This window comes from Bifidobacterium moukalabense DSM 27321, assembly GCF_000522505.1.
GTDB classification, from domain to species: Bacteria; Actinomycetota; Actinomycetes; order Actinomycetales; family Bifidobacteriaceae; genus Bifidobacterium; species Bifidobacterium moukalabense.
In genome coordinates this window covers 339,552-352,879 of the sequence record NZ_AZMV01000004.1, presented here as the reverse complement: position 1 = coordinate 352,879, position 13,328 = coordinate 339,552, and the positions used below count along the sequence as shown (strand labels likewise).

The 13,328-nt window shown below is 59.5% G+C and carries 12 protein-coding genes and 1 tRNA gene; 10 read left to right on the top strand and 3 right to left on the bottom strand.

Going from position 1 to position 13,328, the window contains the following annotated elements; translation table 11 throughout:
• Positions 1–2 precede the first annotated feature (2 nt).
• From BMOU_RS05620 to BMOU_RS05605, 4 genes are all read left to right on the top strand, one after another.
• Complete coding sequence (locus BMOU_RS05620) at positions 3–734, top strand: histidine phosphatase family protein (RefSeq protein ID WP_034875613.1); 732 nt, start codon at positions 3–5, stop codon at positions 732–734.
• Positions 735–875: 141 nt separating this feature from the next.
• Positions 876–1,889 carry an ABC transporter permease gene (locus tag BMOU_RS05615; protein ID WP_235143720.1) on the top strand — a complete coding sequence of 338 codons (1,014 nt, stop codon included), beginning with the start codon at positions 876–878 and terminating at the stop codon, positions 1,887–1,889.
• Between the two features lie 89 nt (positions 1,890–1,978).
• Positions 1,979–2,051, top strand: a tRNA-Ala gene (locus tag BMOU_RS05610).
• Between the two features lie 217 nt (positions 2,052–2,268).
• A complete protein-coding gene (locus BMOU_RS05605) occupies positions 2,269–2,673 on the top strand; it encodes a pyridoxamine 5'-phosphate oxidase family protein (protein ID WP_034875609.1) in 405 nt (134 codons plus the stop codon).
• A 118-nt stretch (positions 2,674–2,791) separates the two neighbouring features.
• Here the strand turns inward: BMOU_RS05605 and BMOU_RS05600 are convergent, their stop codons facing one another.
• Genes BMOU_RS05600 through BMOU_RS11580 form a run of 3 tightly spaced genes read right to left on the bottom strand, consistent with a single transcriptional unit; the run spans position 2,792 to position 4,649 of the window.
• Positions 2,792–3,571, bottom strand: coding sequence for a response regulator (locus BMOU_RS05600; RefSeq protein WP_034875607.1), 780 nt, complete (start codon positions 3,569–3,571; stop codon positions 2,792–2,794).
• Positions 3,568–4,194: a sensor histidine kinase gene (locus BMOU_RS11585; protein WP_235143719.1), complete on the bottom strand. Its 627-nt coding sequence runs from the start codon at positions 4,192–4,194 to the stop codon at positions 3,568–3,570. Before BMOU_RS11585 ends, BMOU_RS05600 begins: the two co-directional genes overlap by 4 nt.
• Entirely contained in the window at positions 4,125–4,649 is a 525-nt protein-coding gene (locus BMOU_RS11580) for a hypothetical protein (protein ID WP_235143718.1), read from the bottom strand. The genes BMOU_RS11585 and BMOU_RS11580 overlap by 70 nt, the downstream gene beginning before the upstream one ends.
• 162 nt (positions 4,650–4,811) lie before the next feature.
• Between BMOU_RS11580 and BMOU_RS05590 the strand changes: the two genes are divergently transcribed.
• From BMOU_RS05590 to BMOU_RS05565, 6 genes are all read left to right on the top strand, one after another.
• Positions 4,812–5,639 carry a histidine phosphatase family protein gene (locus BMOU_RS05590; RefSeq protein WP_034875604.1) on the top strand — a complete coding sequence of 276 codons (828 nt, stop codon included), beginning with the start codon at positions 4,812–4,814 and terminating at the stop codon, positions 5,637–5,639.
• Between the two features lie 204 nt (positions 5,640–5,843).
• Positions 5,844–6,794: a magnesium transporter CorA family protein gene (locus tag BMOU_RS05585; protein ID WP_034875602.1), complete on the top strand. Its 951-nt coding sequence runs from the start codon at positions 5,844–5,846 to the stop codon at positions 6,792–6,794.
• Between the two features lie 63 nt (positions 6,795–6,857).
• Complete coding sequence (locus BMOU_RS05580) at positions 6,858–7,703, top strand: transporter substrate-binding domain-containing protein (protein ID WP_034875600.1); 846 nt, start codon at positions 6,858–6,860, stop codon at positions 7,701–7,703.
• A 72-nt stretch (positions 7,704–7,775) separates the two neighbouring features.
• Positions 7,776–10,748: a leucine--tRNA ligase gene (leuS, locus tag BMOU_RS05575; protein WP_034875597.1), complete on the top strand. Its 2,973-nt coding sequence runs from the start codon at positions 7,776–7,778 to the stop codon at positions 10,746–10,748.
• Positions 10,749–11,180: 432 nt separating this feature from the next.
• A complete protein-coding gene (locus BMOU_RS11220; protein ID WP_034875594.1) occupies positions 11,181–11,582 on the top strand; it encodes a ComEA family DNA-binding protein in 402 nt (133 codons plus the stop codon).
• On the top strand, positions 11,579–13,303 hold the full coding sequence (locus tag BMOU_RS05565) for a ComEC/Rec2 family competence protein (RefSeq protein ID WP_034875593.1): 1,725 nt from the start codon (positions 11,579–11,581) through the stop codon (positions 13,301–13,303). Before BMOU_RS11220 ends, BMOU_RS05565 begins: the two co-directional genes overlap by 4 nt.
• The last annotated feature ends 25 nt before the right edge of the window (positions 13,304–13,328 follow it).

Below are 13,328 nucleotides of genomic sequence, written 5' to 3'. Positions count from 1 at the left end.
GCATGCCGCGCAACGTAACGATCGAACCACAGGGCAAGGTGCCACAGCATGTGCATGCCATCACGCTGGTACGTCACGGACGCACCGCGTTCAATGCGCAGCATCGTCTGCAAGGGCAGATCGACATTCCCCTTGACGAAGTGGGCGAGTGGCAGGTGAAGCAGACCTCAAAGGCCTTGCGTGAGCTCTATGTGGATCACCGTCCGGATATTCCCAATCGGCTGGTGGTCTGTTCCGACCTTGCCCGTGCGGCCGCCACCGCACACGCCTTCGCCGATCCGCTGGGGCTTGCGGTGCATGCCGACAAACGTGTACGTGAACGCAGTTTCGGCGATTGGGAAGGCGTTGCCGTGGAGGAGCTTGCCAGGCGTTATCCGGAGGATTATCGTTCCTGGGCCGAGTTTCGCGGCGGAGAAGTCAAATACGGTGCGGAAACCAAGGAGCATGTCGGCAGACGTGGCGTGGAGGCCCTTAACGATTGGGCCATGCGCGCCGGAACCGATACCGACCTGTTCGTGTTCTCCCATGGCGCCTGGATCTCACAGACGCTGCAGACGCTGTTGGGACTGAACGAAGTGCGGCCTGACTTCGCCTCCATTCTTTCGATGCGCAATGCGCATTGGGTGCGTCTCGTGCCGATCGAAATCGAGGGCACGTTACGCTGGAGATTGCTGGATTACAATCACGGTCCGGCCATCGCCGATACCGAACAATGGGAGCATCCGCGTCTGTAACGCTTGGGATTTTAAGGATTCCACGAATTTTCACACAATCGCCAGTCCTTTTGAAGCGATACTCGCTATCGTCGTGTGCTGTGAAGAATTTTTTTCAAGGGAATCTCATTTTCGTCAATTTCCGCAGGCGCGCTTGCGGCGGTGACATCCTTCCTGCTTTCCGCGAAAATCGGCATAGCGGGATCGGTGATCGGTGTGGCGGCCGGATCCATCGTCTCCGCGGTCTCGACGCAGATCTACAAGAACGTGTTGAAGGCGTCGGGGGAGAAGATTCAGAACGCGGTGCCGTTCGGTTCGAACTCGGACGGGAAAACCTCCGAAAACACCGCCACGACCGACGGCGATACGGATGCCACACAAGTCATAGGCAAGGTCCGGCATGACGGAGACGATACCACGGTCATGACATCCGACCAGACCGCGGTGATATCAGGCTCTCCAAGGGTCATCACCTCCGGCGCCGATAATGGCGCAGCCACGCGCGTGCTGACCGATCTTGGGCACAATGCGGAAACCAAGCCGCACACCAATGCGGCAAACTCCACCGACGGCAAATCCCGGACCATGCATCATGCGGGAGAGAACCGTGTCATGTCATGGCTGCACGGCAAATATGCGCCGGCCATCATCGCATTCGTCAGCGCGTTGGTCGGCGTGGGCCTGAGTGCCGGCCTCATCCTCGTTCTCACCCACGGCAAAGGTACGGACACCGTGGTGCATGACGTGGTGTACGAGAAGGTCACCCCCTCGCCAAGCTCCAGCTCCACCGACACGGGCGGTACCGTTTCCGGCACCCCGACCCCAAGCACCGGTTCCACGACGGGCGGAACCGGTGATACCGGCGGAACGGCCAATCAGTCAACCACCGGAGGCGGTGACAAGACTTCCGGCGGCACGTCCGACAGCACGTCCGGAACCAGCGGCTCGACCGATTCCAAGAAGAACGGCTCGACCGACTCCGGCACGGGCACCACCGATGGCGGCTCGTCGTCGACCGACGGTTCGGATTCCTCCGGTACCGATTCCGGTACCGGCTCCGATTCGAGCTCATCCGACTCCACCTCAAACGGTTCGACTTCCGGAAGTTCGACCGGCGGATCATCCGATTCCGGAACCGGCACGAATTCAAGCGGAGACACCGGAACGACGCATTGAGTCATGCAATCCCGGTCCCCGAACGACACGCCGGGATTGCATGATTCAGGTCTGCGATGTATCTTATACAAGGTTTGCAGAGCAGACACGGGGCTATGGCGCAGCTGGTAGCGCATCTCCATGGCATGGAGAGGGTCAGGGGTTCGAATCCCCTTAGCTCCACAAGCAAGGCTTCCGGATTCTTCCGGAAGCCTTTTTTCGTATGAAGCCGTCGCTCGCCCGGCGGTGATATGGGCCGGATGCCACCGCAATGGGGTCGGTATGGCGAAGACGGTACGACGGCATTCACGCAGGGTGAACATGTGTCGAAGGCGTTCCTGCCGTAGTCTGGAAACACACCTATGCACCACAGGTGCACAAGTTGGAAAGGATTGCAATCATGGCGAATCTCACTGCGGAGATGAAGGAATTCCTTAACGACAATCTGGCATGGGTCGCGACCATCGGCAAGGACGGCCATGTGGATTTGGGACCGAAGATGAGCATGTTCATCATCGACGACAACCACATCGGCTACCACGAACGTACGGCGGGCCAGATGTATCGCAACCTGCTCGACGGCAGCGAATTGGTCGTCGCCGTCGCGAACCTCGAACAGAAGAAAGGCTATCGTTTCCGTGGCAATGTCGTGCTGCACGACGACGATGCGATCTACGAGGACCAGGTCAAGGTCGCCGAGGAACGCGGCACGAAGAAGCCCATGACCATTCCGGTGCTGGAGATCAAGGAAATCCAGGATCTGACGCCAGGTGCGACGGCCGGCAAAACCATCGTCAAAGACTGACGGAACATATGTCCGGCCCACCGGGCCCGTATGGGGATGATGCTGATAGTCATCCCCATACAAGCTTTTTCGGATCTGAATCTTAGGCATATCGAACCGACATGGCGGATTGGATGCCTTACAGCATGCTTTCCGTCATGTCTGCCCAATCGTATTGGGCCATGTATTCGCCGTGGTACAGATTCACGGCATCGGAATCTCCCCTCAGGAAGCGGAACAGGTCGCAGTCAAGCGTTTCCATCCTGATTGCCACGCTGTCCCGCCCGCGCACGATGACGTCATCCTGACCGATCGGCTCCAGCGTCGTTTTCAGATCGTGGATAAGATTGCGTACCTGGGCGCGACGCGACGGCGAATTGGAGGCATCCTCCCATAATGCCGTGATGAGTTCGCCGATGGAGCAGCGTGCGCCCTTGCGATGCACCAGATAGGCGAACAGTTCCTTGGACTTGCTACGATTGAACTTCAACGGTTCGCCACGATAGAACACATCAAAATCACCGAAGCATTGCACCACGATACGGTCGTCGGCCTCCGGCTCGATGGGGTTGCGCAGATTGGACAGTGCGACGCGGACGTCATCCTCATCGGCGGGCTTCAGCAGGTATCCACTGACATACATGCCGTGCGCCTCAAGCGCATGCTCGGCATGCGCGGTGACGAAGATGATGTTGACGTTCTCATTGCATCCCTTGAGTTTTCGAGCCAGTTCGATGCCATCCATGCCAGGCATTTCAATGTCGAGGAACACCACGTCGAACCGGATCCGACAGGCCTCGTCCAACGCCTGTCGCGCCGATGTCGCCTTCACGCAGGTGCCATCGGGCTCGACGTCGCGCAAAATGCGGCATAGTGCATTGATCGCAAGCTGTTTGTCATCCACGATGAGGATGTTCATGCGTTACCGCCTTTGGGAATGGTGATGGTCAGGGTCGTTCCATGGTCGGCATCATACGCGAGGGACCCGTTGCAGATGGCACCCAACCGTTCGGCGACGCGATCCAGGCTGGCCGTACGATGGTCGGCCCCTTCCGGGCATTCGGATTCGGCATCGTCATGCACACTGACGTAGTCCGCCGCGTCATCCTGCCAAACCTTGATGGCGAGCGCCGGGTCGACAGTGCATGGCGAATGGAATTTGATGACGTGTTCCACCAGAGGTTGCATGCTCAGTGGCGGAATCCGAAAATCCAGGGTGCGTATGTTCCATGACACCGTGATGTTTCGCGGGGCATCGGCCTGCAGCAGATCAAGATATGCCTTGACATGCCGGATTTCCTTGCGGATGGGAACCAGCGTAGTCTCTCCGGCCGCATCGATATTGCCACGCAGATATACGGACAGCTCCTGTATGGCTTTTCTCGCCCTGTCGGGATCCTCCATGCACAGTTCCTGGATGGCGGTCAACGAATTGAAGATGAAATGGGGGTGAAGCTGTTCGGTGAACGGTTTCACCCTGCCCTCCGCCAGTTCATGCGCGGCTCGGATCCGCCGCTCCTCGCCGTTCTGACATCGCAGCATGACAGTATCATCGAAGAGAATGCTGTGGCCGGATACATCAGCATCACCGTACCATAGCGAAGCCCCACGATTCCCGAGACGACCGGCAGCAGGAACAATGCCAGCCATTGCGGCAGAACATGTTTGGCACTGGCCGTACGCCTCGCTTTCCAAGAAGGCCTGGACGGCAGATTGGCGCATGCCAGCAGAATGAAGCCGGTGACGGCCACAGGCCCCACAATATGCACGCAGTAGCTGCCGACATGCGTCATCACGATGGGGAACGTACCATCAAGACCGGTGAATCTCCAAACCAGCAGACCTCCGAACATGGCGACGGCATGAAGCGCCAATACCGTAGCAAATGCCATGCGGCTCCGACGCGTGTCATCGCTGAGCGCCACGACGACGATCGCCCCGGCAAACATCGCCGGCATGAGGATCTCGATACCGGAAAGAATCGTATTGTAAGCCATAACCCCTTCTGCCCGCATGGAGGCATGGTTATGCCCCTTCGACGGAACCAGTATAGAAGAGAGCGCAAGACTGCCTCGAAACGTGCGGATTGCGACGGATGACCATGATCCGCCGCCACCGGCACCCATGGCGCAGCCGCCCCCACGGATACAATGAACAACATGATCGACGAAGTACTGTTTCTACGCCACGGAAGAACCTCCTACAACCTTGGCAGAAGACTGCAAGGCCAGATCGACATCCCCCTCGACATCGTCGGCCGATGGCAGGTGGACCAAAGCGCCTATGAACTTGCACGCCGATACTACTGGGCGAAGATCACCAACCAGGCGCAACATCCCGAATCCCTGCAACAGCCGACCGGACCGGACGCACATCCGGCCGATCCAAACGAAATCACACAGGCGCCGGCGGCGAAACGCCGGATGACCATCGTCTCCTCCGACCTGTTCCGCGCACAACAGACCGCCCACGCCTTCGCCAACCTGCTCGGACTGCCCGTCGAATGCGACCCGCGACTACGCGAACGCAGCTTCGGAGAATGGGAAGGCATGACCCGCGAGGAAATCCGCAGCATCGACGCCGCGGACTACGACTCATGGCGCTCGCATACCGGCGGGGAACTCAAGCACGGCGTGGAAAGCCGCACCCATACCGGAAGGCGAGGCAGCCGGGCGGTGCTCGACATCCTCAGCCGTCACCGCAAGAACGCCGCACCGACCACACTGCTCATCGTCGGCCACGGGTCCTGGATCGTCGCCACCATCGAGACATTGCTCGGCATGGATCCCGACAGCCTCAGCAACCTTGGATCCATGCGCAACGCCTTCTGGTCACGTATGACACCCGCGGGCGATACGGAACAACCCCGATGGACGCTCGACGAATTCAACCAAGGCCCGGCGATCGCGGCATTCACCGATTGGGAAAACGGACCCGACAATCTCAGAGGCCCGAACATGCCACAATGGAAACCGATCACGCAGTAAGGCCGAGCGCACGGCACCCCGGGAGACCGTAACACCACGGTCCCGACATGAATAGTCGGTTAACGTTTCACCCTGCGCATCGCAAATTCTGCGCATGGGACTATCCTTAATGAGGTTGTATGCCCGGCCACATGGTTCCCTGTGGATTCACGGGCTGCCGTACAGCGATAGAACGTCGGAAAGCGCGAAAGGCGGGTGAGAGACATGTTGAGAATGTTCAGAACGATTAACGGCCAGGTGGAGCAGATCCAAAAACCTGAGAACGGCTCCTGGCTATGCCTTTCCGAACCGACCGACGTAGAACTCGCCAACGTCGCCCAGGAGACCGGCATCGACCTGGCCGACCTGCGTGCCCCGCTGGATGACGAGGAGCGCTCGCGAGTCGATGTCGAAGACGACTATACGATGATCATCGTCGACATCCCGACCGTCGAGGAGCGTGGCGGTCGCGACTGGTACGAGACCATCCCGTTGTCGATCATCATCACGCAGTCGATGATCATCACCGTCTGTATGCAGGACACCTCGGTGCTGCATCCGTTCATGGAAGGCACCATCCGCGGTTTCAATACGTATATGAAGACGCGCTTCATTCTGCAGATCCTCTACCGCAACGCCACCATGTATCTGCGGTATCTGCGCATCATCGACCGCGAGAGCGACAAACTCGAACTGAAGCTGCGCCACTCCATGCAGAACCGTGAGATCCTCATGCTGCTGGAACTGAGCAAGACCTTGGTCTACTTCACCACGTCACTCAAATCGAACGAGATCGTGATGGAAAAACTGACGACCCTGCCTCGTCTCAAGCAGTATCCGGAAGACGAGGACCTGCTCGACGACGTCATCACGGAAAACAAGCAGGCAATCGAGATGGCCAACATCTACAGCGGCGTTCTCGCGAACATGACCGATGCCTTCGCCTCGATCGTGTCGAACAATCTGAACAACGTGATGCGCATCTTCACCATCATCTCCATCACACTGTCGATACCGACGTTGATTTTCTCCATGTACGGCATGAACTTCCAGGACGGCATGCTGGGCATGCCGTTGTCCGACAAACCGTGGGGCTTCGTGGTGATCATTCTGATTTCGATGGTGCTTTCGGGCATCGTCACCTGGTTCCTTACTCGTTCACGCATGTTCAAGTAGACTTTGCGTCACCGGTCGGTGGTTCCGGCACCGACGCATAGTGAATGTTCGGAAGGCGGTTATATGGCGCACGGGATGCGGAATATCGCGGCGATGCTCTGCGCAGTGTCGATCATGATCGGTACGGGCGCATGCGGCACCTCCATCTCCGTGGTGACCAACGGTCAGGCGCAGGGGCCGACCATCACCATCGGCGTGGCCACCGATCAGCCGGGACTCGGCTTGCTGCACGGTAAGGATTATTCCGGATTCGATATCACCGTGGCCCGATACGTCGCGCAGTACCTGGGATTTGCCGACAAGCAGGTCGTGTTTACGAAGGTGATTCCCTCGACTCGCGTTTCGGCGTTGACTTCGGGGGATGTCGACATGGTCGTGGATTCCTTCGCGATGGATGCCTCCTATGACGACAAAGTGACTTTCGCCGGGCCGTATCTTACGGTGAGGCGGGATTTGCTGATCCGCGGAGACAGCGCGGATGTGATTTCCGGCGTCGATGATCTGGATGGCAAAACCGTATGTACGGCCAAAGGCGGCACTTACGGTTCCGACATGCGGAATCTGGCAGCCAGCGTGACGGTCGAGGAACGTGACACCTATCCGCAGTGCGTCACGTCGCTGATGATAGGCGAAGCCGACGCCATCGTTTCCGATGATGCGATTCTCACGGGACTCGCCGCAGACAGGGGCAACGGCTACCTGCAGGTGGTCGGCAATCCATTCGGCGAGGAATCCTACGGCATCGCCGTCAGGCATGGTGAGAGCGAGTTGGCCGGGCAGATCGATGCGGCGCTCAAGTCCATGCTCGCCGACGGTTCATGGAAGAGCGCGGTACGGACCATGAAACAGGAGATCGGATACACCACCGACGCTTCGCTGAACCCGCCTACGGTGCAGCGGAAAGACTGATCTTCGCGTCGCTTCTTGGATACTGATTATCACCTTGCCAAGTGTCCAGTTGCGCGGCTAGTTTCATGCATTATGAGTGACACCGAGAAAAGCGCGCAGGCGCAATCGAACGAATCCGCCGAGCCATCGTTTCGCTACAACGCGAAGCTGGCTCAGGTCGTTGAGGAGAAATGGCAGAAGATCTGGGATGACGAGGGCACTTTCTGGGCCGCCAACGTCAAGGGCGAACTGAAGGATGGTGAGGGACGCAACGCGGAAGGCCGTCCGTCCTACTTCGCCATGGATATGTTCCCGTATCCGTCGGGCAAGGGTCTGCATGTGGGACATCCTCTGGGATACCTCGCCACTGACGTGGTCAGCCGCTACCACCGCATGAAGGGCGAGAACGTGCTGCATGCCATGGGTTATGACGCCTTCGGCCTTCCGGCCGAGCAGTACGCCGTACAGACCGGTCAGCATCCGCGCATCACCACCGAGCAGAACATCGCCAACATGCGCCGCCAGCTGCATCGCATGGGCCTGAGCTTCGACAACCGCCGTTCCTTCGCCACCATCGATCCGGGCTATGTGCGTTGGACCCAATGGATCTTCTCGCGCATCTATGACGCATGGTATGACCAGGACGCCACCAACCCGAGCGGCTCCAAGGGCTGCGCGAGGCCGATCGGCGAACTGGTCGAACAGTTCGAATCCGGCGCACGCGCCATTCCCGGCTTTGGGGGCAGGTCCTGGGCGGATCTGAGTGAGGCCGAGCAGTCGGATGTGCTCAACGACTTCCGCCTAGCCTACATCTCCAAGTCCCCGGTCAACTGGTGCCCTGGCCTGGGTACCGTACTTGCCAATGAGGAAGTCACCGCCGAGGGTAAGTCCGAACGAGGCAATTTCCCGGTATTCCAACGTGAGCTGCGCCAGTGGTCCATGCGTATCACCGCCTACGGCCACCGTCTGATCGAAGACCTCGACGGCATTGACTGGCCGGAAAAGGTCAAGCTGATGCAGCGTAACTGGATCGGTGAATCCCACGGCGCATCCGTGCATTTCACCGTTGAAACCCCGAACGGTGCCAAGGACATGGAGGTCTACACCACCCGTCCCGACACCTTGTTCGGCACCACATTCGCCGTCGTGTCCCCGGAACACCATCTGCTTGAGGATGTGCCCGCCGAGTGGCCTGCCGGAACGCCGGAGAATTGGAAGGGTGGCTACGCCACTCCGGTCGAGGCCGTGAAGTCCTACCGTCTGGCGGCCGAAGCCAAGACGGCCAAGGACCGCGTCGACGAGGCAGGGGAGAAGACCGGTCTGTTCACCGGCTTGTATGCCGTCAACCCGATTACCGGAGCCGAACTGCCGCTGTTCACCGCCGACTACGTGCTCATGGACTATGGCACCGGCGCCATCATGGCGGTGCCGGGCGGCGACCAGCGTGACTACGATTTCGCCGTCAAGTTCGGTCTGCCGGTCATCTACACCGTCAAGCCGCTGCCGGAATCCGGCGATGACTTGTCCGACTACGAGGGCAGGGCCCCGTTCGTCTCCCATGACGGCATCGTGATCAACTCCTCCGTGGAATCCACCAAGGCCAAAGGCGACGCCCTGAGCCTCGATGGTCTGCGAGTGGACGAGGCCATCGACAAGGTCAATGCATGGCTCGAATCCGCAGGCGTCGGCAAGGGTACCGTCAGCTACCGTCTGCGTGACTGGCTCTTCAGCCGTCAACGCTACTGGGGCGAACCGTTCCCGATCGTCTACGGCGAGGACGGCACCCCGCATCTGCTGCCGGACGAACAGCTGCCGATCAATCTGCCGGACGTGCCGGATTACAGCCCGAAGACCTTCGACCCGGAGGATGCCGAATCCAACCCGGAGGCGCCTTTGAGCCGCAACGAGGATTGGGTCAAGGTCGAGCTCGACCTAGGTGACGGCAAGAAGACCTACTACCGCGACACCAACACCATGCCGAACTGGGCCGGCTCCTGCTGGTATTACATGCGTTACCTCGACCCGACCGACACCGAACGCATGGTGGAGAAGGATGAGTTCGACTACTGGATGGGACCGAACCACAACAAGACCGCCGGCAAGTCCGGTGGCGTGGATCTGTACATCGGTGGCGTGGAACATGCCGTGCTGCACTTGCTGTACTCGCGCTTCTGGCACAAGGTGCTTTTCGACCTCGGCTTCGTCAGCTCCGCGGAACCATTCCACAAGCTGTTCAACCAAGGCATGATCCAGGCTTATGCCTACACCGACGATCGCGGCCAGTACGTGCCGGCCGCCGAAGTGGTGGAAGGCCCGGCCGACGCCAATGGCGAACCGACCTTCACCTGGAACGGCGAGCACGCCAACCGCGAGTTCGGCAAGATGGGCAAGAGCCTGAAGAACATCATCACCCCGGATGACATGTATGAGAACTACGGCGCGGACACCTTCCGCCTGTACGAAATGGGCATGGGCCCGTTGGCCGAGTCCCGTCCGTGGAACACCCGTAACGTGATCGGCTCCATGCGTTTCCTGCAGCGTCTGTGGCGCAACGTCGTCGACGAGACCACCGGTAAGGTGCGTGTCACCGAAGGCGAGCCCGACACCAAGACGTTGAAGCTGCTGAACAACACGATTGCCGACGTGACCGTGGAAATGGAGGCCATGCGTCCCAACACCGCCATCGCCAAGCTCATCGTGCTCAACAACCATCTGACCGGTCTTGACGATGTGCCGCGTGCCGCCGCCGAACCGCTGGTTCTGATGCTCTCGCCGATCGCCCCGCATATCTGCGAGGAATTGTGGAACAAGCTCGGCCATGCCGAGTCGTTGGCCCATGCCGACTGGCCGAAGGCCGACGAACGCTACGTTGGTCAGGACACCGTCACCGCGGTGGTGCAGATCAAGGGCAAGGTGCGCGCCAAGCTCGAGGTCGCTCCGGATGTCGACCCGAAGGAACTCGAGAAAATGGCCCTTGAGGCCGTCTCCGAACGTCTTGGTGGCAAGGAGCCGCGTAAGGTGATCGTCAAGGCCCCGAAGATCGTCTCGATCGTTCCGGCCGAATGACGCCTGAAGGCTGCCGAAAGACACTGAACCATTCTCCCGCTTGACGACACGCCGAGCCTGTGGATAACTGGCGTCCTCCGACCACAGGAGCTGTTTCGGCTGGACAAATGCCCATGATTCCATCAGCGTGGAATCATGGGCATTTTCGTTATCCTCAAGAAGCATCCAGCCGCCGCAGCCGCAACGATGACACGGCTGCGGCGGCTGGATGCTCCCGAGAAGACGGTGGAACCTGAATCTCATCCGCCCTCGCATCATCCGCAACCCGCACGATTGCGGATCCGGACATCACAGGCTCGGCATGCCGTCGTCGCAAAACCATCGTTAGCCGATTTGTCCGGTGTCCGGCCATCCGATTCCGAGGAGACGGCCAATCACGGGCGACGGGACAGACCCCGCATCATATTCCAACCGATTCACGCGGTCATCGCGATGCTGATCCTGACCTGCGCATTATGTGCAAGCCTGACCATGCTTGTCCAACAGGCGACTCACTATGCGCAACTGCAATCCACGCAAGCCATGACACGACAGGCTTCATATCCTCCATCCGATACGACATCGTCGCCGCCTGCGTCAGCCTCATCCACACAGTCGGATACGGCGCAATCCGAATCGCAGGATTCCGGCTCCGACCAGTGTCTTCTTGATCTCAACACCGCGAGTCTGGAGGAACTGCAGACGCTTAAGGGTGTCGGACCGGTTACCGCGCAACGCATACTCGACTACCGCATGCAGGTGGGTCGTTTTGATGATGTGAATCAGTTGATGGAGGTCAAGGGCATCGGGAGCAAGACATTGGCCAAATTCCGTGACCAGGTGTGCGTGCGATGAGCAGGAGGGATCAATGGTCCGAACACGAACAGGGGAGCAAGGACCGGCGTCTGCTGCCCGTGGCGTTGCTGGGCTGGTCGTCGAGTTTTCTCGCACATGTCGTGTTCTCGATGGTGATGTCGGAAGGGGCGCATATGGGCCTGGCTCCGATCGTCGTCGTGGTTCTGGTGCCTGTACTGGCCTTTACGGGACTGGTATCGTCTCGATTACGTGGACCAGGCGGCGCCATGCTGATGATTCGGCATAATGGCGCCATGGTATGCGTTGCCGCCATGCTGGCATGTTTCTCCACCGCGTTGACCTACGATCTCATGCAATGGAACGACGTATCCTCGGTACTGGCAAGGAGGGGAACCACGCGGGTCACGGTACGGCTGCATGTCACTGCACCGGCGGTCGCCTCGGACAGGCGCTCCAACGATTGCCAAGTGGACGCCATGCTGCAATCCGTGACCGAAAACCATGTCGTACGGGCATCGGCTGGCCGCATACGGGTATACGCCGACCAGCCCGACTGCGCCATGCTGCAGCAGGACGGCGTATATCAGTTGGACGGTATGCTGATGCCGGCCAACTATGGCGGCAGGCCGCTATGGCTGACCGATGCCGGCGACGTTCACAGGATCCGTGCGCCGAATGTCACGTTCCACCTTGTCGGCGTGATGCAGCGTGCGTTCTTCGTGCAGACCGGCAAGCTTTCGGATCAGGGGAAGGTACTGGTACCTGGACTGACATTGGGCATTCTCGGACAGGATTACGTACCGATGGAAGATCAGCCCGACGAATCCGGCATTGATGCCACCTATGCCGGTCGATTGGAGGATGATTTCCGCAGATCGGGAATCCTGCATCTGATGGCGGTCAGCGGCGGGCATCTCGCCGTGGTCGCCGCCTTGGTCCGTACGATCTGCGCGTTCTTCGTGATACCGCGAAGAATCACGGCGACACTGACCGCTCTCGCCTACATTGCATTGTCCTGCTGCATGTTTCCTTCGGATTCCGTCTCCCGTGCGCTACTGATGGGTCTGGCCGGTGCGATCTGTCTGTTTCTGGGACGGCGTGGACAGGCGTTAAGCACCTTATGCTGGACCACCCTGGGCGTGTTGCTTGCCAAGCCGTACATGTCGCGCAGCTTTGGTTTTGCGCTTTCATGCGCCGCGGTGTTGGGCATAGTGCTGTTTGCGGACCGTATAACCGACTGGCTGAAGGTGATCCTGCCGCAATTTGTGGCGCAGGCCGCAGGCATGACCATAGCGGCACAGCTGTTCACGCTGCCGTTGCAGGTGCTGATCGAGCCGGAATTGCCGGTATTTTCGATTCCGGCGAATCTCGTGGTCTCGCCGGTCGTTGGTTTCGCCACACTGACCGGACTGGCGTCATTGGCCTTGTCCTGGATACTTCCCGACATCGGATTCGCACTGGCGTGGTTGTCCGGTTGCGGCACCGCGATCATGGAGGTCGTATCGTCGCATCTGGGGTCGGGCGATCACGCCATCGTCCCATGGACCGGTGGCATCGCAGGCGCGTTGCTGGTGCTGGCGGTCGAATCGATCTGCGCCTGTACGGTATGGCTGATGCACCGCATCGCAAGACATGCGGGAACATCCGAACGAGGCATGCCTGGTCGACGTTTGCTGATCAATCCCGTGGATCGGCTACGCATGTGGGGCGAACGCACGGCCGTCGCACTGAGAAGCATGCACTGGGATGCCGGCAGGTGATGACGCGCTTGTCCACCGATGCGGC